Here is a 20,045-nt window from a genome sequence, read left to right as displayed (position 1 = left end):
GTGCAACTATTATAGTAGTAACGATTAAATCTAGGCTTAAGCGACTTGTTTGCTTTAATACTTATATCTGTTTAGCGCTGATGGTTATTATTTTTTAGTTTGATGCATTAGCAAAATAGCTCGATTAAGCAGTAGATAAATAACAATACCCAATACGGCGATTAGACCACTGATGGCACCAAATAAATCAGGTGCTTTCATTAATACGGTCATTAATGAGTCTTGATAATAAAAAAACCACTGGTGGTTATCAGGAAAAATCCATTCGTGCAGTGCATAAAATACGTTTACTGGGCCGATTAATATAACCCCCACAACACTGACAGAACTAAACAGCAAAATCCCCACCGCCTGTTGCTTTAAGCTTGGCAGTTTAATATTTTTGTATTTAAAGCCCGCGATTAATAGGCAAGTGAACAGAATCGTTATGGCAGCCGTTAAATAAAAGTAATCAATTAGGTGTGCAACATCTTGCAGGTGTATGACTTCTGCATGGCGTAATAACAGGCTAATGGGCTGACCTTGAGGCGAGTGATAGGTGATGCTATTTAAACCTTCGCCATCGTTGTGAATCGCATCAACAATCTCGCTGAATAAGCGTACTTGTTCTGGTTTATCTGTTTTTTCAAAGCCATTTCGATAACGATTTTGAGGGCCGTATTTGCTTATATGTTGATCAATATTCATAAGCGAATGTAAAGCCGGGTAGGCGAAATTGGTTTGTGCCAATATTGCCCAGCTTAAGAATAATGAACATATTAATAGGCATAGGCTAAACACTGTTGTGCCTAATTTTTTGGTTAAATAATTGCGCGTTAACATAATGAATTTCAGTTTTTAATTTACACATAGCTTTACGGGTTTGTGTAGTGAGGTCAATAGTCTTAATAAATCATATTTTATACCGTTATCTTTGTATGTTTATTATTAACCTAAGTTGTATTTTTCATTGATCATGGCGTGGTCAATGTAATCTGTGAAGGGCATTGTAAAAACAGACTCTAGCCGTCTAAAGGCTTGTCATATCAGGGTTCACAGGTTAGTGTGTGCGCTGTTTTAACATAGATAATTTGAGTTGTTATGGATCACAAGAAATTCACTGCCACTGGTTTTTTACGTGTATTTAATGCCACGGGTTATTCGTTTAATGGTATTAAGCGAGCATGGAGAACAGAAGCCGCTGTTCGACAAGAATTCATCTTAGCGCTTGTTATGGCGCCAGTGGCGCTTTGTATTGCGCAAAGCATCACTCAATTTGCATTGATGTTGCTGTCTCTTTTTATTGTTGTGATTACAGAGTTGCTTAATACTTCTATCGAATATGTGGTCGATCGTATTGGCAGTGAGCGCCATGATTTGTCGGGTGCTGCTAAAGATATTGCCAGTGCCGCAGTATTTTTTAGCTTGACCCAAGTCGTATGTATATGGGGAAGCATCATTGTATTTAATTTAGGTCTATTCAGTTTGCCGTTGTTTTAACGACTAGAAGATACTATCAGCGCAGCTAGGGAGTGGATGTAAATGGCGATGGTGATAAAAATGAGTTTAATTCTGGGCACATTGTTGGGTATTGTTCATCAATGGCCTGCAATGTTGGAGAATGGCTCTGTTAATTGGTTTGCATGGTTAATGAGTTATGCAATTTGTATGGGGGTATTTTACTTTTTAGATAAACGCTCTAAAAAACAAATTGATTATGTTGATGACGACACCCCTATGGGAACGATATCGCCAGCAAAATTGGACGCCTTATATAAACAATCAATTATTGTTGAGCGCAATGCACATAAAGCGAATGCTGTATTTACCCAGCAATTAAATTATGTCAGAAAGCTACTACACAAAACGCAAAGTTTATCTCAAGGGGATGATTTTGAATCGATGCACACAAGCCTTGTGCAAGAATTAACGGTTCTTGAGCAGCATGTCGAACGCTTAGTAGAAGAAATGGGTAAAAATGTGAAGCTAGGTGAAAAGTTACAGCAAAGCGTTGCGAATATTGACCCTGAAATAGGCGTGCTTTAACTTAACTTGCTCGTATATCAGGCTATTTCAGCTTTTGTGCCAAATCAAATTTATGCATTGCGGCGGCAGTCACATCGTAGATGATTAAACAGATATGATCCGTCGCGCCTTCAATATTATTCAGCGGAATCATGGTTGAGTTTTGGTACATAAATTCAGCTCGGCCGGTTATGGGATGATTATTTTTAAATTTAAATAAGTAGGGGCGTTGCTCACTAATCGTAAACGCTCTGGTATTTAATAAAAAAACCGCCTCCGCTTTTTTCATAAACCAGTCTTGGTCTATCTCAGAAAATAACTCAAATAAGTTACTGCCCTTAGCTTGGTCTGGCCGAATCCCACTGTGGTTTTCCATGAATCCATTCCACAGTTTGATATTGTATTGGCGGTCGAGTACCACTAACCCTGCATCAATGGTTTGTAGAATATCCATAAACCAGTGAAACTCTGTCATGTCTGTATCTGTATCACTCATGTTAATCATCCAATAAAAAGCTGATTAAACGATTCATATGAAGCACGCTATCTTCTGTAAATAACAGCAATAAATCGCAGTTGATATTGTGATCTTCAATGGTGTAGTTGATCTCGATCGCCATAGTTTGCTTCCACGTGTTTTTCTTTTCAGAAAGTAGATTCGCAATAGAGCAATGCTGACCTAACACCATAGGATGGCTCTGGCTGAAGTCGATATCCAGCTGCCCACCAATGCCCTGGATACAGGCGCCATTTAACACGTTTGCTACGTCCATTAGCATTTCTAATTCTTCGTGTTGATCTAAATTGCCTGGGTAATTCAGTAATTGAGCAATATCAGAGAAGCTAGCGTCGTTAAAAATTAGCAAGGCTTCGCCCGCAATGCCTGCTCCGATGAACCCTTGGCAAACAGCGCTGACCGTATCATTACCCTCAAGGGATTTAAGTGTCATTTTGAATTCATTGATTTCAATGATATTGACGTTAGGGATCGGCAGTACCACATAAACACCCAGCAGCCGCGCAAGGCGGTCAGCGGCTTGTCCCATGGCAACGTTGGTAATTTCTTGGTAACAGTCGCGTTCGTCTTCACTTAATTTAACGTCTTCATTCATCAGGGGTCTCCCCAATGATGCCGTATTCCGATAGCACGGCTTCAATTCGTGCTTTGTCGACGGGCTTTTTAATGAAGTCGATGGCACCTAGTTTTTTGACTCGCTCTTGAGCCTCAGGCTGAATATCACCAGATACCACAATAACCATGATAGGCAGGTCATCTCGTCGAATAACCTCAAGGGTTTCATAGCCATCTAAGACCGGCATGGTTAAATCAAGAAACATAATTTCGAATTGATGTTCTTTGATCTGCGCAATGGCCTCCTCACCGTTATGGGCGAATATGACATCCACAGGCCAATTTTCTGGTAGGGCACGGGCCATTTGCTTACGTGCCATATTGGAGTCATCACAGATTAAAACTTTACCAGCCATGGATACCTCAATTTTTTATCGCTTAGTAAAGTTAAGGCGGCATTTGAATATATGGCAAGGTGGATGGCGTTTATGGCTGTAATCTGTTTAAAGCATGCTATCAGGTTAATAGTAGGTTATGTCTATGCGGTCGCCATTAGTAGCTGCATGACTCGATGACAGAGGGTTAAAAGGTGTTGGCGAGAGTAAGGCTTGATTGACCGATATCATAGGCGCTTAAAGCGACGCAAAAGGACCAAATACGCAATTGTCGTGTAGGGCATGTCAAAGCTTATGGCCTTAATATGAATAAACGCATGATGTCAGCGAGATGTGCTTGCTAGATGAGGCGATTCACTTTACTGAGTAGACTTTGATTCACCTATGAAAGCAGATCAGGCCGAATGAGTATTTTCAGACATAAAAAAGCCCAGTTTATCTGGGCGTTTTGAAATGAGCTGCCGAATCTTGTGATTACGCGTTATAAGCGGTTTCAGATTGAGTCACCGCTAGACCGTCGAGCTCTTTAATGGTGGTCATCATCGTTGCGTGAATCTTAGCCATTAGCTCTTTTATATTTTCTTGAGTGTAGCCAGTGGTGCTTACTGCTGGTAATACACGCATGCGTGCAGTGCCATTGCTCCACTTGTTCAGATCAAAGCCCTTTAAGTAGCTGCTGCAACAAACAGGGATAATTGGAACGCCTGCGTTAATTGCGGTAACAAATGCGCCTTTTTTGAACGGCAGCATGTTCTTACCCTTGTTACGGGTACCTTCCGCAAAGAACCAAATGTTGGTCTTTTTTGTGGTGAGGGCTTCTTTGGTAATCGCCATTGCTTCCATGGCTTTACGTGGATTACCACGGTCAATCAAAACGTTACCAGCAAGCCAATACAACTGGCCAAATAATGGTACCCATTTAAGGCTCTTTTTACCTACGCTTACGGTACGTTTAGGTACGATACTGCCTACGATAAATAAATCCCAGTTACTCTGGTGATTAGCGACAACAATGTAGGGCTTGTCAGATTCAAAGTGTTCTAAGCCTTCAACCTCTGTTTTGACACCGATAATTGGCATACCAATTTTACCGTAAAGGTGAGAACACCAGCGGCTATTCGTCGGGTTAAACGGGCGTATAATGCCAATTAAAAGCCCAACCGTACTTGTCATGACAAAATGAATGGCGAGTAAACAAAAGCGAATAAGGCGAATCATGAGTCTACCTATTAAAAATGAGGAAGCGAGCATACATTTGTTTACTCAATTCTTCTATTGCTGAGTTATATTTTTGGGTGAATATGGACATTCTAGCCATAATAAAAGCAAAATGAACCTTAATATTCAGCAGGTTAGACAATGCTAATGAATTTGAAGGACTTAGTGCTTTCTTATAGTGGCTTAGCAATGTGAGAATAGAGCCAAAATAATAAAAAGGTCAGTTATGTCTGAACACATCTCCTTGTTTCAAGATTCATTGAATCGTTTTCTAGACCAAAAAGTTGCTCCGTTTTATGCCCAGTGGGAAAAAGACGGCATTATGCCGCGCAGCGTATGGCGTGACATGGGTGATGCAGGATTCTTATGCGTGGATGTCGATGAAGCCTATGGCGGCTGCAGTGGTGATTTTTCATTATCAGCGGTTGTAGTGCAAACACTTTCAGAGCGAGGCTTTGCGGCATTAGCGACCAATGTGTCTGTGCATAGCGACATAGTGGCACCTTATATTGCCCATCTAGGTTCGGTTGAACAAAAGCAGCATTGGCTCCCTAAGTTGGTGACTGGCGAAGCCGTGGGCGCGATCGCTATGACAGAGCCTGGTGCGGGCAGTGATTTACAAGCCATCACCAGTCAAGCCCGAAAGGTTGAGGGCGGTTACAGCATAAAAGGGCAAAAGACATTTATAACCAATGGTCAGCACGCCGACGTGTGTATTGTGGCGGCAAAAACGAACCCGAAGGCGGGTGCAAAAGGCATCAGTTTATTTTTGCTCGATAAGCGCAGTGATGGTTACGAAGTGGGGGCTAACCTTGAGAAAATTGGCCAGCACAGCGGTGATACGTCTGAGTTGTTTTTTGATGACGTGTTATGTAAAGAACCGCTTGGTCAGCTGAATCAAGGTTTTAAGCATCTGATGGAAGAATTACCCCGGGAACGTTTAATCTTATCAATCTGTGCCATGGGCGCTTGTACTGGCATGCTGAATTGGACGGTTGATTATACCAAGCAACGGCGTTTATTTGGTCAAGCGTTGTCAGACTTGCAAAACACACGTTTTAATCTGGCGAATTTAGATACCCAGGTCAGTGTTAATCGGGCCTTTATTGATCACTGTATTACGTTATATGTGGCAGGGGAACTTGATACTGTGACGGCGTCAAAAGCGAAGCTTTCATCAACAGAGCTGCAATGCAAAAGTGGCCGATGACTGCCTGCAATTATTTGGTGGTTACGGCTACATGCAAGAATACCCAATCGCGCGTGCATTTTTAGATGCTAGGGTACAGCGGATTTACGGTGGCGCGTCAGAGGTGATGAAAGAGATTATTGCTCGCGGGTTATTAAAATAACACCGCGTCTGATTAGTTATTATTAGGGCTTATTGCCCTAATAAATACTCACTAGATGGGTCAACTATTACGCGACCATCCATGGCTTGACGACCTAACAACATTAAGTACGTCATGCTTGAACGATCCGTCAAGGTAATGTGGATAGGCCAGCTTTCTTTACCAATAATAATATTGGTTTCAATCACATTACGATGCTCTTTATCACCACTTGAGCTTTTGACAATGCGAGTATCGTGCACCTTCGCTTTACGACGCACAACCGTATCAACATTATGAACATCAGGGTGAATATCAAAGCTAACCCAGCGCTCACCGTTATGTTTATATTCTTCAATATTGTCTACATGCAAAGAAGACGTTTGCGCTCCAGTATCGACGCGCATGTGCAGTTTCGTGATTTCTAACTGGGGCAGGTCACATACTTCCAGCGCGCCTACGGTAAATTTATTATGGCTCATAGTTAGGCTCGATTTCTTTTACGGGGACGTTTTTCGTTTTTGGGTGAACGATAATGGCTTTCTGAAAAACCAAACTATTGGGATACGTTAATATATCGCCACATTCACGTTTAAGAATTAAATGAAACAAGGTGATTTCTATAATATCACCTTCTAAATGTTCTTTTTCGTCGGTAATACGGACTTTATCGCCTACCTTGTAGGGGAAGAAGAAAAAGATAATTAAACTCGCTGTCACATTACTTAAAATGGACCATTGCGCGAATAATGCAATACCGACAACCGCAAAAATCGATGAAACAATAAAGCTGAATTCACTGTAATTAAAGCCAAATACCCCGCCCGCAGTGAGCAGCAAGGCAATAAAGCACATTAGCTTAATGATTTTTTGAATATAAAAAATGCGTTCGTTCGTGACTTGGCGTTTACGGCCAAGACGTTCTATCCAATTTTCAATGGCATTGCTTAGCACAACAAATGATAAGACAAACCCGATGCCAATTAAAATGTTCAACATGTCTATGAATAATCCTCTGGTAATAATTCTTCGTGCATCATTTCTAAATTCTCAACCACATCATCTGGCTCTTTAAAGTAGGCTAAATGGTACATAGCTTCACCCTCTTGAACCAACGGGATGTTTTGTTTGCCAATAATGATACCGTCAGCATTACTGAGTACGCTATCTAGCTTTTGTCCATAAGGGTCACTAATAGTAGCAAGAATCTCACCTTTGTTAACAAAATCGCCTAATTGTTTGTGGTGCATGACCAAACCACTTTCATTTGCGCGAATCCAACCGCTTTGTCGTGCAATGATCGGCTCGATGCTTTTGTTAGAGTGCACCTTACTCTTATTAAGCATGCCTAGGTGACGCATTACTTTAATCGTGCCTTTGACACCTGCCCGTATGGCCAACTCATCAAAGCGTAAAGCTTCGCCCGCTTCATACAATAGTATCTTAGTGCCTAAGTCTGCGGCACATTGGCGTAATGAGCCATCGAGTAAATTCGAGTTCAATAGCACGGGCAACCCAAATGCTTTTGCAAGCTCTAGTGTTTCAGTATCGTCTAAGTTTGCACGAATTTGCGGCAAGTTACTGCGATGTATCGCACCTGTATGAAAGTCGATGCCGTAATCGGCTTTAGAGACGATCTCCGTTAAAAATATATGAGCCATTCGTGCCGCAAGTGAACCCCGCTCAGAGCCCGGAAACGAACGGTTAAGGTCACGTCTGTCCGGTAAATAACGGCTTTGATTCAATACGCCATAAACATTGACCATAGGTACGGCGATCAATGTGCCTTTTAAGCCTTGAATCGACTTGCTATTAATAATGCGATTAATGATCTCAATGCCATTCAGTTCGTCACCATGAATAGCCGCACTTAAAAACAGGGTAGGGCCAGGGCGCTTACCGCGTTTTACATAAACAGGAATACTCATGGTGGTGTCGGTATACAGACGCACCATGGGTATTTCTATGCGTTTTGTTTCACCTGCGAGTATTTCATGGCCAGCAATAAGAAGAGGTTCCATTAACCTTTTCCTTTCGTGCGAGTGCTGTTTGGTTTCGCGTTTTTCTCAAGTAATTGAATAATCAGCTTCGCAACATCTTTGCCAGTGGCCTTTTCAATGCCTTCAAGGCCTGGTGATGAGTTGACTTCCATCACAACAGGGCCACTGTTCGCGCGCAAAATATCCACGCCACACATATTTAGGCCCATGGCTTTAGCCGCATCAACGGCTGTTTTACGCTCAGCCGGTGACAGCTTAACCACTTCGGCGCTGCCGCCACGGTGTAAATTAGAGCGGAACTCGCCTTCAGCCCCTTGGCGTTTCATGGCGGCAACCACTTTATCGCCCACCACTAAGCAGCGGATATCCGCGCCGCCAGCTTCTTTAATAAACTCTTGCACTAAAATGTTAGCTTTTAAACCCATGAACGCTTCGATAATACTTTCAGCGGCTTTTTTGGTTTCAGCCAAAACCACACCAATACCTTGTGTGCCTTCTAGTAACTTAATCACAACAGGCGCACCGCCCACGTTTTTGATTAAGTCATCGACTTTATCGGGCTTGCTAGCAAAACCAGTACGCGGCAGGCCAATGCCCTTGCGTGATAGCAACTGCAATGAACGCAACTTGTCACGTGAACGGCTAATCGCCACCGATTCGTTGATGGTGTAAGTGCCCATCATTTCAAATTGGCGCACTACCGATGTGCCATAAAACGTAATAGACGCGCCAATACGAGGAATGATCGCATCGTATTTTGGTAATGCTTCACCGTGGTAACGCACAGTGGGCTTGCTACTGGTGATATCCATGTAGCAATGAAGTGTATCGATAACATCCACTTCATGCCCCAGCGCTTGGCCTGCCTCAACTAAGCGGCGGGTAGAATATAAATTAGGGCCGCGAGACAGAATCGCTATGCGCATGGTCATTCCTTTTGGATATTGTGTGTTTTGAGGCTGTGATTGGCGCTAATGCACCACACAGTAAAGATAGGCGGCAGTGTAGGAAGTGAGATTTAAAAAGACAGCGAAAAATATTTATCCTTTGGATAAATATTTCTAATGAGTCATGCAAGCAAGCATTTTCACGACGTTTTAATCATCACTTAACCGTAAAGGCTACTTTGACGCTTGCGATGCAATGAGCTGAGTAAGGTCATCTATCTTTTGATGCAGGCGTGTGATCTCGATGTCTGTTTTCAAACTGATCTCATAATTAGCGGCAATTTCAAGTCGGTCTTTCGATGTTTGTCTATTTTGTGACATCATAATAATAGGTGCCTGTAAGGCCGCCAACGTTGATAGCGCTAAATTGAGTAATATAAATGGATAAGGGTCAAATGCTTTATCGGCGAGAATCAGAAAAGAATTGACCGTCATCCAACACAGCATTAATACCGCAAATAGAATGATAAACGTCCAAGAGCCACCAAAGCTGGCGACTTTATCCGCCATTTTTTGCCCTACGGTAAGGTTCTCATGAAAGACCGTATTAATGTTTTCAGGTAAGCGCTCTTTATTGGCAATGCTTTCGATGACACGTTGCTCTTGATCCCCTAGCTCATGGAACTTCACGCCAAACATTGCTTTTGCTAAATTCTCAAAGTATTTCATCATATTACAGGCCTCCTATAAAGGTATTAAAGGGAAGTGAATGGTTTATGTTGTCGATAAATAATATTCGTTCGCTTTTTTTAGTATAGGCATCTTTAATGCCTTTTTAGATTTTGGTGGAGAGTGCTAAATGAAAGTGTTTTGCATTGTTTTTATGCTCTTTAGCTTATCAGCCTGGGCTGAAGATGGCGAAGAAAACGAAATTGAAATTTCAGATCAACAGCGATGTGAAGAATGGGCCGAAATGGACAGCGTCGCAAAAGAAGATTTTAACGAATACATGAAAGAGTGTATCGCCAGCTTAGGTAGCTCAGTTGACGAAGACCCGTCAGAAGATGAACAAGAACCAGAAGAAGCGGTTGAGGAATAAATCGTAACCTATTTGCAAATAACCCATAGCCCCTTTAAGCAAGGGGCTTTAATTAAGGGACTTTTAGTCAGGGCGCTCTAAAGGGACAAAAAATAGAAACTCAAAATAAATAGCGGATTATTCAGGTTGCAGGCTTGGCGCAATTTGCGAACCTGTTTGCTTAAACAGCGCAATCACGCTTTCGATTAATTCCGTTTTATCATTATCTTGATGATAACAGGCAAACACATCGCGATTCATCTCTGGCGCGTCATCCACTTTAAATAATGTGCCTTGCTGAATATAAGGCTCAGCCAATGTGGATGGCAAATAGGCAGCACCACCAGCTTGCAGCATGTAATCAAGGGCGACACGAGCAAGGTTAGTATGCAAGCTAGGTGTCGGTAAGTGATTGCATTTTTTAGCATGCTGAATACTAAACAACGTGCCCCAATCCAGCATGATATATCCCAGTTCTTGCAATGAGTCAGCGGTTTGATTTTCTTTTGTGGCCACCAATTCTAATGGCATTTGAAGCAGTTTAATGGTTTTTAATTCTTCAACCTTAGGGGCATCAAATACCAAGGCTAAATCTAGGCTGCGTTCAAGTAATTGACGGGCGACGATGGAATGGCTAAGCACCTCTGCTCGAATCGCAATTTCAGGATTTGAAATTTTTAGCTCATATAAACTATTTTGTAACATTAAGTCCCAAACATTAGGGCTGCCACCTAGCGCAAGCTGGATAGATTGCTGGTGGTGAATGGCGACTTCTTGAAATGCCCGTTGCCAAGTGGTGAGCACCGCCTCGGCATGAGGCAATAGGCGTTCACCTGCGGCTGTGAGCTTCAGGTTGTTGCGTAGACGGCTAAATAGTTCGACACCCAAACGAGACTCAAGTTGGCGAATACGAGAGCTGACAGCGGCTTGGGTGACATATAGATTTTCTGCTGCTTTACCGAAGTGACGCGTGCTGCACACTTCTATAAACGTTTTGAGAAGGTCTGTATCCAATTTAGCCTCTAAAATTTTTTATGGTGAAGGTAAAATTATTTTGTTTTACCGCTTTTTAGAGCATAGACATAATCCCGTCAACTTATAATTGTCAGGTCAGGAGAGTATGGAACAATACGGTTCATTCAAAGCAACTAAACGCTACTTCGACGATACGAACTTCCCGTATGGCTTTAAACAGTCAGGGGACTTCACGCGGGTGCAAGCCGAAGCCTTAGAATTATGTGGTGCAACCCTGTATGCCCTAGAGCAAAACAAGCAAGCCCCACTTGATGAATCACAACAGCGTTTCATTACGGTATGCCGTGGTGAACTGCCTGCTGAGACTGATATCGAAAAGGCATGGGTCAACTACCGTGAAGCACTCATTCGTAAAGGTCGAACCTTTAATTTATTCACCAGCTACGTGCCGGATGACGATGACTATGACTATGATAGCAATGATGACGATTTAGACGATTAATGATTGATCAAAAACGCCCACAATATGTGGGCGTTTGCATGATACGAAAATGGCTTATGGCACTTGAATCATGATGCCACTTTATGACTTAAACATTCGCGTTCACTTGCGACTCAAAGAAAACCTGCATCAGGCCGCCCATAAACACTCACCAGAGCCATTCACCGTTTTAAGCTGCCGTTCAGGTTTGGTATGTACAGTGTGCTGACTCACTAATGATATTCACCGGGTCGCATATGAATAAAAACATTTTACGGGCAGTGACGTGCCTTTTAACACTGGTATTAACCGCCTGTGGTGGCAGTTCTTCGTCAGATAAACCGTTTAGTTTTGGTAATCTCTGCATCCCTGTGCGTGACTCTGTTACTTTTACTTTAAATTCACAGCGTACCATTGCTCAAATGAAAGGCGTTATTGATTGCACAGCGGTTGGCAAAGTGAGCGCACTTTTGAAGCATGACACGCTCACGACGATTCATATGCTAGAGGTACCGGGTTCTGCTGACGACGACGTGAATTTAAAAGCGGCAACAATGGTACGTAACGCGGGAATTAATATCGTATTGGTCGGTGATATTAATAATGACGGTAAGGTTGATGGAAAAATTGCATCAGGTGGTGTCGACTTTTTCATTGCAGGCGTGACGCGTACCATTGAAAAGGGTGGGCTAGTGGCTGTTCATTCTTGGGCAGACAGTGATGGCACACAAGGCATTGAACTTTATTCACGAAACCCTGATGCAAAAGATCACCAAAGTTATATTCGTTTTTACCAAAATATGGGAATGACAGAACAAGAAGCAAGGGATTTTTATGTGTTTACGTTGCGAGCTGCGCCAGCCGAGCAAACACATTGTATGTCGGCAGAAGAATTACGCCGTTATAAAGTCGTGACTAATCCACAATTAAATAGCCAAAAAACCCTTAGAGCCAACCACAACAGACGGCAAAAAATATTGCACAAACTATATAGATCAGGCCGTGCCTAACTAACGGGTGTCACTAGACGGTTAAGCAAACCTGTGCAATAAAATCACCTATATTTAAAACATGCCTTGTTTTAAATATAGGTGTATTTGCGTAATTGATTATTAGTGATACAAATCACTTTAGTTAAAAGCGAGGCGAGCTATCGAATGACCGATTTTTTTATCCTCTAAGGTGCCAATGTTTTCGAGATTGGCGTAATACCGTGCTTTCAAACTATTAACGACTTTAACCACGCGCCCGCTGCTGTGGTTGTACACATTAACCGCTTAGTTCTTATCAATTAATACACCACCTGCTTTTGCCGTAACGTTATGACAGATCAGCAATATCGCACGATTTAACGCTTGGGCAACAAGTATCAAAAGAGATACGTATTACGCTCAAGAAGTACCCCTACTTAAGCAAAGTAGACGATGGTTTGAGGCCTTATTATAAATTGTTGGGGACAACGGTATGTTTGTTATCACGTTAAGTGACAGCTTATGCACGTGTTTTGGCTTTAAGTGTCATTGTTATCATGCGTGTTATGGGATGTACTCTGCTCTCAAAATAAAATCACATAACAATAATAAGGTGAAAAATGAAACGTTTTAATCAACTGAATAAGGTAGCTTTGTACGTATTTTGGGTGGCATTCATTGTGAACCTAATTATGCCGTTTGGTGGTGACTGGGGGCAGGGTATCTTATATGTGGGCCTTGGTTTGCTAGTGGTTCATTTACTGGAATACATATTGGTATTTAAAAAGCTAAAGCGTATTGAGCGCACCACTGCAAAAGACTTTGTAGGGGTTATGTTGGTGGGATTATTTCATTGGTTGCCACTATTGAAAAAAGCGCCTTAATTCTTATGACCTAGAGAATAAATAACCCCAATATTCATTAAATATTAGGGTTATTTTATCGCGCTATTTTCTATGCGTTTATAGCTCTTTTACTGAACCTCAAATGCCTTAGCATCTTTTAAGGTGCCAATGTTTTCGACATTGGTGTAGCCCAATGCTTTTAAACTATCAACCGCTTTACCTGCGCGCCCGCCGCTGCGGCAGTACACTTTAATTTCTTGGTTTTTATCGGTTAATACGTCACCTGCTTTTGCCGTAACCTTGTCATGAGGTAACAATACCGCACCATAGGCATGGCCTGTATCGTATTCGGCTTGACTGCGGACATCCAAAAGAAGCAGCTGGGCAAAGCTTAAGCTGGTTAGGGTACTTAGTACGAGGGCAAGTAACAGTTTCATCGAGGCACTCCTTTCATTAGGGTTTTCTAATGTAGCGCAAGATGTGTTGATTGGCAACGGGTGTTGTTGGTCAGATTTTATACGTCTCATCTGCGCAGCGGGTAACCAGTCACGTAAATACAGTGTTAGGGTAAGTGGGGTTTTAAGTGCTCTCAATTGATGGTGTAGCGGTCATTCAGATTGGCGTAACACCGGATGATTTTGTCGCTGCTAACTTACCCTAGAGCATTTTATTACACTTTAACTTGCGCAGTAAAAATACTGTATCAACAAGGCTCTTCCCCTGATCTGGTGGAAATTTAGCAAAATACCATTTGAATCTGATAAATCAGGCCTCTAGATTTTGGAGGTCAGCATGGATCAGCGCACCTTATAGAATAAAATTCTGCAGCTTAAGGCACCATGGGAAGTATCCGGTGTTCGTCTTGAGGAAAGCTCAGGTCAAATAACGGTTGTGGTGAGTTGTAATGCGTCTTCAATGTCATGCCCTAATGCGATATTGATTCAAAGCGATACGACTCTAAAATAAGGTAATGGCGTCACCTTGATACCTGTCAGTTTCAAACAATAATTGAGGCTGATGTCCCTAGGGTAAACTGTAAAGAACATGGCTGCTTGACGATTTCTGTACCATGGGCAGAAGATAGCGCCCGCTATACACTGATGTTCGAAAATCAAGTTCTGAAGTGGGCAGCCGAAACGTCTATTCTTGCGCTAACACGCCAACTTAAACTCAGTTGGAATGCAATTGACGGGATTATTAAGCGAGGTGTTAATCGAGGCCTGAAAAGGCGAAGGAAGTTCTCATGTAAACATCTATTTGTAGATGAGACATGTGTAGGAAAGCCTAGAGTTTTCATTACAGTACTTTCAAACCAGCTAGGCCAGGTACTTACCATCAAGGACGGCCGATCTAGCGAGAGCCTATTGCAGTGCTTTGCCAGCATACCGGTGCACGACATTAATAAAATGAAATCCATATCAATGGATTTAAGTGCGGCCTATAAAAAAGCTGTTTTTACTCGCTTTGGACGCAGAGCTAAAAAACTAATTGCTTATGATCACTTTCATATTGCCAAAATGCTGAATGAGGCATTACTTCATGTGCAAAGATCAGAAGTAAGATCTATGCCTAATCTAAATAAACTTAAGCACCATAAGTCACGGTTTTTATGGTTTAAAAACGAAAAAAATAGAACCGAAGAAATTGAAGATATCCTTGACGGACAAAAACAATATTTAATAAAAACAGCCGTAGCCTGGTACTTCAAAGAGCAATTTAGAATCATCTGGGAAACGGTGAGCTACATCCAAGCTAAATCAGCGTGGAAAACATGGATTAAGCTAGCGAAAGAAGCAGGGATTAAAGCTTTAACATCTGTTGTAGGAACGATAGAAAATTATCTGGAGGGTATTATCAATGCAATGCATTACGGTGTTTCAAATGGTCGAGCTGAAGCACTAAACAACAACATTAAGGCACTAGGCAGACAATCGAGGGGCTATAGAAATATTGAGCGATATAAGTCTTCTATCTTTTTTCATTTTGGAGGGCTGGATATGGTGTTCCACTGAATAAGGGGAAGAGCCTTTTATATACAGTGTAAATGGCAGGCTGAATTTTTGAAGTTAAATAAAACAAAATCATACTTTTGTACTGAGTATTGGCCACAAAAAGCGTCACGTGATCGCATATTATATTATGCGGTCACGTGACGCTTTTTGTGGAAATGGGACCTTTGTCTTGGTAAAACGACGAAACGCGTCGAAAAAGAAACCTGAAGAAAAAGAAGGGCTTACATAGGCACAAATATTTCGTGAAGACGTAAAAAAAGGGAAGGCATATTTGCCAAAACAGGCTGCATGCCCCATGATGACTCGGCTTTATTGAAATGAAGGGCGAAGGTGCCCCATAAAACACGTCACGTGACGGCATATTATTTTATTTGATCACGTGCCATAGAATAAACTGTTAAGCGATAAAACATGAATATCGATACATCTTTAATCCGGCTGGGATTTACAGAGGAATGGATTGAGTTCGGGATCATCACTGAAGGCTATGTGCTTGAGCTGAACGAAGAGATCACCACTTCTGAAGATAAGAATGCGGAGCATTATAGAGGCTGGGCTTTCTCTGAATATTTAAAATCAAAGAGCTCATTATCTGATCGGGAAGTATGCAATATATTCAAAATACAAGATAATGGCCCTGATAAATGCGACCTTCATGGAGACCGCATCTATTCGTTACTTCACTCAAACTTGTTGACAGATCTTCAGCTTGAAGAGCTGGAGGTTTACCCTGAAGTATTACAACCGCCATTGCAGAAGCTCTACTTTCGAAAGAGAATAATTCGTAAGGTGGATGCCAATGGTGTTGACGCTTGCTTTTCTGATATAACTAATGCCAATGATCCAGACGTAAATGAGTATGTAATACGTTGCGAAGATATTAATCTCAAGCATATAAACTGGTTTAAAGAGAATGGCGGCAATAAAAGGATCAGAAATATTGCAAAGCAATTGGCATCAAGCAGGAAGTACATTGGGGGCGCTTAACAATCGTATGCTACGGATAAAATGGCGCGTCATCCGTTTTGCAAAAGGCCGCAAAACGGCCGTCACACCATTTCCCCGTAGATACGGGCGTTATATTCTTCATTATCAACCTAAATTAGCACTCGTGATAGCATGTATGACCCAATAAAAGATGGAATGGAAAAAAGTATCGGCCCTGTTATCTATACTGAGGCCAAGCCACCACAAGATCTAAAGAGCTTGGTTCATAGTTATTGGCAGATAAAAACCGAAGCACCACTGGATGAAGATTTTACACTTCACGCTATTCCTGATGCTTGTATTAATATCTTATTTAATCAGAAAAGTGCAGATATAGCGGGTATCACTGGGCTTAAAATCTCTTATGCAGAATTAAACCTTGGCAAGAATTTCAATTATGCAGGCATTCAGTTTTTCCCTGGGGTCTGGCAAGGAAATCGCAACGAGACTAAAGATAGCTTTGTAGGCTCAAAATATTTAGGAGAATTACCACTTATTGGTGTCAATGGTAAAACTGCTAATCTGAGTTTTGCTGATAAGCTTCCTATTTTTACTGATTTAGTTTCGATTTTAGTTGAGCAAAAAATTGTCGTACAAAACAAGATTGTTCAAAAAATACTCTCTAATTTAGACCGAGTGCAGAGCGTTTCTGAAATGGCTGAAATGGTTCACCTTTCCCCTCGTCAACTTCAACGAACTTTAAAGGAAGCAACGGGTTTTTCGCCTCACGACTTTTTAAAAGTGATGCGTTTACAGCGATCATTAAAGGAACATAATGTAAACCTTTACTCTGACCAATCTCACTTTATTCGTTCATTTAAGAAGATTACTGGTTATTCTCCAACATCCTACTTTCGTAAGTATGATGTCTGATTTGTTCAATACGGACTTGGCAAGAGCCACTATCATGATCACATCTTAAACACATCGAGGATAACATCATGAAACAAAATGCAGTGGGTTGGTTTGACATTTACGTAAACGATATGGATAGAGCTGAGACTTTCTATGGAGAAGTGCTTCAGAGAGAGTTTGAAATGATATCGGACCCGACAGACACTTCGATCATTATGAAAGGCTTTGTAACCGACATGGATATTTATGGTGCCGGTGGCGCATTAGTAAAAAGAGAGGGAGCCGGACCTGTGACTGGTGGTACGATTGTCTACTTTGGCGTTGAGGATTGTGCAGTGGAAGAGTCGCGAGTTCAAGGCTCGGGCGGAAAGGTAATTAACCCTAAGATGTCAATTGGCGAGTATGGTTTTGTAAGCGTATGCATGGATACTGAAGGAAATTTATTTGGCCTAAGTTCAATGCAGTGATCAAGAAATATAACAATCAAAGTCAGCGGATGCTAATGCACCGCTGCTTTGGGCGTTATGAGTCTTTATGGGTAATGTAACTATCGAATTAATCGGCGAGCTTAAAGAACTAATAGCTTTCCTGCGCATAGAAAATGAAGATCATTGGTGTTCGTGGTTTAAGAAATGCCTATCAATGTTAGAAAATAGTGATTATCAAGGCATAGAGAGAGTCCTTGGTGCTTACGGTGGTATGGGATCCTTCAATGATTTAGTTCTTACTAAAAAACTAGAAGACGGCACCTATTCTATGCAACCAGATGCTAATAATCACTTGGATAAACTTCGTAATAGTATTAATGATAAAGCTGTTTATATTAAGAATAACCATGAAACCAACTCATAACAAAAACCAGCAATCAGACTCCGCAAACGTGTCACCTTTTGTGCATAAAGACGCACAAAAGTCGCCAAGTTCGCTACGCTGTTGTGGTTGGCGTTCTGTGTCAGGAGAATCATGGCATCTCACAAGCGATTAAAAAGTGTTGTACAAAGCATTGCTCACCATTCAGTTGGTGCGCTTTCTTTTGTGCACCCTCATCTTGGTAAGGCTTGTGAGGCAGAGGGCCTCGATTCTATAGAGGTTTGCGTGTCTGAGAATGAGCCATGCCCAAAAGCATTTCTGCATATAGAACCATTGCGCCTAGCACTAAATTCGCTTAGAGAAACATTTTATGGCTTGGTAGTTACCGAAGGTTTTGAGCCAAAAGATATCGAGTCAGCAAGGCTCGTCTTTGAGTTCAAGCATGGTCAGCTCGATCACTATTGTAGTAATTGCACGGCATCATTGGTTAGTGCGTCAAAAATATATAAAAGTAAGGTTAATTACCTTGGAAACACAGAACAAGGCCAGTCAATCTGACCTCCGTAAACTGTCTTCTTTTTTGCAAAAAACACGCAAAAAAGCAGCCAATTCACTCCGGCTGTTGCTGGCGGCGTTATGATTCCGTGAAGGATTTCAATGTTTTCATATAAAAGTTTGTCAGTTGGGCTTCTAATCGTTCTATATGGTTGTAGTTCACAGGAATATATGTGTTTTGTAAATCCAGAGTTTACTGATGAAAAGCTATGTTATGACTACAAAACACATCAGGAAAAAGATAGAGTTGCAATAAATGCTGCGTCAAAATTATTTAAGCATATTGAAGATCCTGGTGACCTGGCTAGGCTCGGTGAAGGTCTTCGTGAGAAGTATACTGATGAAGGTTTTAGTCACAATCTAATTAAATATTTTTCCGGGTTAACTCAGGACGATATTTCTTTTGCAATCAGCTCACCAACACATACAGCTGTTTACCTTAAAAGCCGTGCGATCATTTACTATAGTCATGTAGATAGTGCCTTTATTTTTTATTGGGATGATCCAATTTATTTTTCAGGAGCATCGCAATACTTTAGTTATGGTTTTCAACCTATCAAAATAGGCGTGAAAGAAAATAATTCAATATGCAATATTGGTAACGAGGGGGTTATTTTCATGTCAGCGGAAAAAGAAAGTTTTTTCTATAATGATAATAAAACGTTTTGTACATACAATGGAATGGCTTTTACTAATGCCAACGATGAGTTGGCTGTGTGGCCAATAGATCAATTAGGAAAAAGCCTAAGAGAAAATCCCTAGCTTGACTTTACTAATTTCCTTAAATGGTTGCGTGATAAATCATAACAATCAGTTGGTGAGCGCACCTTCGGTGCTGGGACGGTTAAACTTCGCTCGTTCCTCGCTACGTATCACCGCCCCACAACAAAAGCGTTATGACAAAAGAGGGATCGTAGATGAATGAAGTATGGCGTAATTTTGAAACTTGGTTGAATGCGAATTTTACTCAAGCCTTTCATGATTTGAATAACCCTATTTCGGAAGAGCAGATAAGCTTATTAGAAAGAACACTTTCAATTAAGCTTCCTGAAGAGTTTATTAATTTCTTAAAAATTCATAATGGCCAAGCAGGTGATGCTGGTTGGATTATCGATGGTTCTGAATTGTTATCGGCTGAGAGAATTATTGATGAATGGACTGTTTGGAATGACCTTCTAAAGGGGGGTGACTTCGATGAATCCAAGGAAGAAAGAGACAATGGAGTAAAGTCTGATTGGTGGAATTCTAAATGGATCCCCTTCACGTATGATGGCTCTGGAAATCATTTATGCATCGATCTTGATCCAGCTGAAAATGGTACTTATGGCCAAATTATTACTATGTGGCATGATGATGGTGAGCGTGAAATTAAGGCAAAAAGTTTCAATGAATGGTTTTCTCAATATGTTCAAGATATTGAAAACGGAAAATATGTATACAGCGATGACTATGAAGCCATTGTGAATGTTAACGATGTATAGTCATAACAAAGCAATGTTGCGGAACTCCGTGGGCTGTCACGTTTTGTGCGGAGCACAAAAAGCACCAACCCACTTCGTCCGAAAATTG

Annotated in this window: 25 protein-coding genes and 2 pseudogenes; 15 read left to right on the top strand and 12 right to left on the bottom strand. The window is 41.4% G+C overall.

Annotated features, from left to right (window positions below; all coding sequences use genetic code 11):
- Positions 1-87 precede the first annotated feature (87 nt).
- Positions 88-822 (bottom strand): lipoprotein intramolecular transacylase Lit, encoded by a 735-nt coding sequence (locus tag ACU6U9_RS20465; RefSeq protein WP_446736815.1) that lies wholly within the window; start codon positions 820-822, stop codon positions 88-90.
- Between the two features lie 258 nt (positions 823-1,080).
- Here ACU6U9_RS20465 and ACU6U9_RS20460 point away from each other — a divergent pair, with 258 nt between their 5' ends.
- Entirely contained in the window at positions 1,081-1,479 is a 399-nt protein-coding gene (locus tag ACU6U9_RS20460) for a diacylglycerol kinase (protein ID WP_446736814.1), read from the top strand.
- Positions 1,480-1,539: 60 nt separating this feature from the next.
- Entirely contained in the window at positions 1,540-2,025 is a 486-nt protein-coding gene (locus ACU6U9_RS20455; RefSeq protein WP_446736813.1) for a hypothetical protein, read from the top strand.
- A 22-nt stretch (positions 2,026-2,047) separates the two neighbouring features.
- On the opposite strand, the gene ACU6U9_RS20450 is transcribed toward ACU6U9_RS20455, so the two are convergent.
- The 4 genes from ACU6U9_RS20450 to ACU6U9_RS20435 all read right to left on the bottom strand — a co-directional run bounded on the left by ACU6U9_RS20450 (position 2,048) and on the right by ACU6U9_RS20435 (position 4,689).
- Positions 2,048-2,500: a PAS domain-containing protein gene (locus ACU6U9_RS20450; RefSeq protein ID WP_446736812.1), complete on the bottom strand. Its 453-nt coding sequence runs from the start codon at positions 2,498-2,500 to the stop codon at positions 2,048-2,050.
- Between the two features lies 1 nt (position 2,501).
- The gene (locus tag ACU6U9_RS20445) at positions 2,502-3,116 is read right to left on the bottom strand and encodes a hypothetical protein (protein ID WP_446736811.1); all 615 of its coding nucleotides are present in this window, start codon (positions 3,114-3,116) and stop codon (positions 2,502-2,504) included.
- Positions 3,109-3,492 carry a response regulator gene (locus ACU6U9_RS20440; protein WP_446736810.1) on the bottom strand — a complete coding sequence of 128 codons (384 nt, stop codon included), beginning with the start codon at positions 3,490-3,492 and terminating at the stop codon, positions 3,109-3,111. The genes ACU6U9_RS20445 and ACU6U9_RS20440 overlap by 8 nt, the downstream gene beginning before the upstream one ends.
- Positions 3,493-3,945: 453 nt before the next feature.
- The gene (locus ACU6U9_RS20435) at positions 3,946-4,689 is read right to left on the bottom strand and encodes a lysophospholipid acyltransferase family protein (RefSeq protein ID WP_446736809.1); all 744 of its coding nucleotides are present in this window, start codon (positions 4,687-4,689) and stop codon (positions 3,946-3,948) included.
- 208 nt (positions 4,690-4,897) lie between these two features.
- Between ACU6U9_RS20435 and ACU6U9_RS20430 the strand changes: the two are divergent.
- A pseudogene (locus tag ACU6U9_RS20430) lies at positions 4,898-6,041 on the top strand (acyl-CoA dehydrogenase family protein).
- A 29-nt stretch (positions 6,042-6,070) separates the two neighbouring features.
- On the opposite strand, the gene ACU6U9_RS20425 reads toward ACU6U9_RS20430, so the two are convergent.
- The 5 genes from ACU6U9_RS20425 to ACU6U9_RS20405 form a co-directional block, all read right to left on the bottom strand.
- Positions 6,071-6,502: an ATP-dependent zinc protease family protein gene (locus ACU6U9_RS20425; RefSeq protein ID WP_446736808.1), complete on the bottom strand. Its 432-nt coding sequence runs from the start codon at positions 6,500-6,502 to the stop codon at positions 6,071-6,073.
- On the bottom strand, positions 6,492-7,019 hold the full coding sequence (locus ACU6U9_RS20420; protein WP_446736807.1) for a mechanosensitive ion channel domain-containing protein: 528 nt from the start codon (positions 7,017-7,019) through the stop codon (positions 6,492-6,494). Before ACU6U9_RS20420 ends, ACU6U9_RS20425 begins: the two co-directional genes overlap by 11 nt.
- A 2-nt stretch (positions 7,020-7,021) precedes the next feature.
- Entirely contained in the window at positions 7,022-8,041 is a 1,020-nt protein-coding gene (locus ACU6U9_RS20415) for a succinylglutamate desuccinylase/aspartoacylase family protein (RefSeq protein WP_446736806.1), read from the bottom strand.
- A complete protein-coding gene (gene rimK, locus ACU6U9_RS20410) occupies positions 8,041-8,946 on the bottom strand; it encodes a 30S ribosomal protein S6--L-glutamate ligase (RefSeq protein ID WP_446736805.1) in 906 nt (301 codons plus the stop codon). Before rimK ends, ACU6U9_RS20415 begins: the two co-directional genes overlap by 1 nt.
- A 195-nt stretch (positions 8,947-9,141) precedes the next feature.
- Complete coding sequence (locus ACU6U9_RS20405; RefSeq protein ID WP_446736804.1) at positions 9,142-9,639, bottom strand: DUF1003 domain-containing protein; 498 nt, start codon at positions 9,637-9,639, stop codon at positions 9,142-9,144.
- 127 nt (positions 9,640-9,766) lie between these two features.
- On the opposite strand from ACU6U9_RS20405, the gene ACU6U9_RS20400 reads away from it, so the two are divergent.
- Positions 9,767-10,006 (top strand): hypothetical protein, encoded by a 240-nt coding sequence (locus tag ACU6U9_RS20400; protein WP_446736803.1) that lies wholly within the window; start codon positions 9,767-9,769, stop codon positions 10,004-10,006.
- Between the two features lie 117 nt (positions 10,007-10,123).
- On the opposite strand, the gene hdfR is transcribed toward ACU6U9_RS20400, so the two are convergent.
- Entirely contained in the window at positions 10,124-10,999 is an 876-nt protein-coding gene (hdfR, locus tag ACU6U9_RS20395; RefSeq protein ID WP_446736802.1) for an HTH-type transcriptional regulator HdfR, read from the bottom strand.
- Between the two features lie 106 nt (positions 11,000-11,105).
- On the opposite strand from hdfR, the gene maoP reads away from it, so the two are divergent.
- The 3 genes from maoP (at position 11,106) to ACU6U9_RS20380 (ending at position 13,296) form a co-directional block, all read left to right on the top strand.
- A complete protein-coding gene (gene maoP, locus ACU6U9_RS20390; protein ID WP_446736801.1) occupies positions 11,106-11,462 on the top strand; it encodes a DUF413 domain-containing protein in 357 nt (118 codons plus the stop codon).
- Between the two features lie 236 nt (positions 11,463-11,698).
- On the top strand, positions 11,699-12,451 hold the full coding sequence (locus ACU6U9_RS20385; RefSeq protein WP_446736800.1) for a hypothetical protein: 753 nt from the start codon (positions 11,699-11,701) through the stop codon (positions 12,449-12,451).
- Positions 12,452-13,032: 581 nt separating this feature from the next.
- Entirely contained in the window at positions 13,033-13,296 is a 264-nt protein-coding gene (locus ACU6U9_RS20380; protein ID WP_446736799.1) for a DUF1145 domain-containing protein, read from the top strand.
- A gap of 89 nt (positions 13,297-13,385) precedes the next feature.
- On the opposite strand, the gene ACU6U9_RS20375 is transcribed toward ACU6U9_RS20380, so the two are convergent.
- Positions 13,386-13,694, bottom strand: a complete 309-nt coding sequence (locus ACU6U9_RS20375; protein ID WP_446736798.1) for a rhodanese-like domain-containing protein — start codon at positions 13,692-13,694, stop codon at positions 13,386-13,388.
- Between the two features lie 543 nt (positions 13,695-14,237).
- On the opposite strand from ACU6U9_RS20375, the pseudogene ACU6U9_RS20370 reads away from it, so the two are divergent.
- The 8 genes and pseudogenes from ACU6U9_RS20370 to ACU6U9_RS20335 form a co-directional block, all read left to right on the top strand.
- Positions 14,238-15,269, top strand: a pseudogene (locus ACU6U9_RS20370) (ISL3 family transposase); the annotation flags it as partial.
- 411 nt (positions 15,270-15,680) lie between these two features.
- Positions 15,681-16,256, top strand: a complete 576-nt coding sequence (locus tag ACU6U9_RS20365) for a hypothetical protein (protein WP_446736797.1) — start codon at positions 15,681-15,683, stop codon at positions 16,254-16,256.
- A gap of 156 nt (positions 16,257-16,412) precedes the next feature.
- Entirely contained in the window at positions 16,413-17,129 is a 717-nt protein-coding gene (locus ACU6U9_RS20360) for a DUF6597 domain-containing transcriptional factor (RefSeq protein WP_446736796.1), read from the top strand.
- Positions 17,130-17,197: 68 nt separating this feature from the next.
- Positions 17,198-17,578, top strand: a complete 381-nt coding sequence (locus ACU6U9_RS20355; protein ID WP_446736795.1) for a VOC family protein — start codon at positions 17,198-17,200, stop codon at positions 17,576-17,578.
- 67 nt (positions 17,579-17,645) lie between these two features.
- Positions 17,646-17,963 carry a DUF6966 domain-containing protein gene (locus ACU6U9_RS20350; protein ID WP_446736794.1) on the top strand — a complete coding sequence of 106 codons (318 nt, stop codon included), beginning with the start codon at positions 17,646-17,648 and terminating at the stop codon, positions 17,961-17,963.
- Between the two features lie 111 nt (positions 17,964-18,074).
- Positions 18,075-18,479, top strand: coding sequence for a hypothetical protein (locus tag ACU6U9_RS20345; protein ID WP_446736793.1), 405 nt, complete (start codon positions 18,075-18,077; stop codon positions 18,477-18,479).
- Positions 18,480-18,578: 99 nt separating this feature from the next.
- Positions 18,579-19,238, top strand: a complete 660-nt coding sequence (locus ACU6U9_RS20340) for a hypothetical protein (RefSeq protein WP_446736792.1) — start codon at positions 18,579-18,581, stop codon at positions 19,236-19,238.
- A 155-nt stretch (positions 19,239-19,393) separates the two neighbouring features.
- Complete coding sequence (locus ACU6U9_RS20335) at positions 19,394-19,957, top strand: SMI1/KNR4 family protein (protein WP_446736791.1); 564 nt, start codon at positions 19,394-19,396, stop codon at positions 19,955-19,957.
- Positions 19,958-20,045 lie beyond the last annotated feature (88 nt).

The sequence above is a fragment of the Pseudomonas sp. HK3 genome, from assembly GCF_052920985.1.
Note: the sequence above shows the minus strand (reverse complement) of the source record. Positions and strands in the feature narration are given on the sequence as shown.

Bases quoted from the DNA above. Each gene is read 5' to 3' on its own strand.
- ACU6U9_RS20465 (WP_446736815.1), bottom strand. From the start codon at position 822: ATGTTAACGCGCAATTATTTAACCAAAAAATTAGGCACAACAGTGTTT.
- ACU6U9_RS20460 (WP_446736814.1), top strand. From the start codon at position 1,081: ATGGATCACAAGAAATTCACTGCCACTGGTTTTTTACGTGTATTTAAT.
- ACU6U9_RS20455 (WP_446736813.1), top strand. From the start codon at position 1,540: ATGAGTTTAATTCTGGGCACATTGTTGGGTATTGTTCATCAATGGCCT.
- ACU6U9_RS20450 (WP_446736812.1), bottom strand. From the start codon at position 2,500: ATGAGTGATACAGATACAGACATGACAGAGTTTCACTGGTTTATGGAT.
- ACU6U9_RS20445 (WP_446736811.1), bottom strand. From the start codon at position 3,116: ATGAATGAAGACGTTAAATTAAGTGAAGACGAACGCGACTGTTACCAA.
- ACU6U9_RS20440 (WP_446736810.1), bottom strand. From the start codon at position 3,492: ATGGCTGGTAAAGTTTTAATCTGTGATGACTCCAATATGGCACGTAAG.
- ACU6U9_RS20435 (WP_446736809.1), bottom strand. From the start codon at position 4,689: ATGATTCGCCTTATTCGCTTTTGTTTACTCGCCATTCATTTTGTCATG.
- ACU6U9_RS20425 (WP_446736808.1), bottom strand. From the start codon at position 6,502: ATGAGCCATAATAAATTTACCGTAGGCGCGCTGGAAGTATGTGACCTG.
- ACU6U9_RS20420 (WP_446736807.1), bottom strand. From the start codon at position 7,019: ATGTTGAACATTTTAATTGGCATCGGGTTTGTCTTATCATTTGTTGTG.
- ACU6U9_RS20415 (WP_446736806.1), bottom strand. From the start codon at position 8,041: ATGGAACCTCTTCTTATTGCTGGCCATGAAATACTCGCAGGTGAAACA.
- rimK (WP_446736805.1), bottom strand. From the start codon at position 8,946: ATGCGCATAGCGATTCTGTCTCGCGGCCCTAATTTATATTCTACCCGC.
- ACU6U9_RS20405 (WP_446736804.1), bottom strand. From the start codon at position 9,639: ATGATGAAATACTTTGAGAATTTAGCAAAAGCAATGTTTGGCGTGAAG.
- ACU6U9_RS20400 (WP_446736803.1), top strand. From the start codon at position 9,767: ATGAAAGTGTTTTGCATTGTTTTTATGCTCTTTAGCTTATCAGCCTGG.
- maoP (WP_446736801.1), top strand. From the start codon at position 11,106: ATGGAACAATACGGTTCATTCAAAGCAACTAAACGCTACTTCGACGAT.
- ACU6U9_RS20385 (WP_446736800.1), top strand. From the start codon at position 11,699: ATGAATAAAAACATTTTACGGGCAGTGACGTGCCTTTTAACACTGGTA.
- ACU6U9_RS20380 (WP_446736799.1), top strand. From the start codon at position 13,033: ATGAAACGTTTTAATCAACTGAATAAGGTAGCTTTGTACGTATTTTGG.
- ACU6U9_RS20375 (WP_446736798.1), bottom strand. From the start codon at position 13,694: ATGAAACTGTTACTTGCCCTCGTACTAAGTACCCTAACCAGCTTAAGC.
- ACU6U9_RS20365 (WP_446736797.1), top strand. From the start codon at position 15,681: ATGAATATCGATACATCTTTAATCCGGCTGGGATTTACAGAGGAATGG.
- ACU6U9_RS20360 (WP_446736796.1), top strand. From the start codon at position 16,413: ATGGAAAAAAGTATCGGCCCTGTTATCTATACTGAGGCCAAGCCACCA.
- ACU6U9_RS20355 (WP_446736795.1), top strand. From the start codon at position 17,198: ATGAAACAAAATGCAGTGGGTTGGTTTGACATTTACGTAAACGATATG.
- ACU6U9_RS20350 (WP_446736794.1), top strand. From the start codon at position 17,646: ATGGGTAATGTAACTATCGAATTAATCGGCGAGCTTAAAGAACTAATA.
- ACU6U9_RS20345 (WP_446736793.1), top strand. From the start codon at position 18,075: ATGGCATCTCACAAGCGATTAAAAAGTGTTGTACAAAGCATTGCTCAC.
- ACU6U9_RS20340 (WP_446736792.1), top strand. From the start codon at position 18,579: ATGTTTTCATATAAAAGTTTGTCAGTTGGGCTTCTAATCGTTCTATAT.
- ACU6U9_RS20335 (WP_446736791.1), top strand. From the start codon at position 19,394: ATGAATGAAGTATGGCGTAATTTTGAAACTTGGTTGAATGCGAATTTT.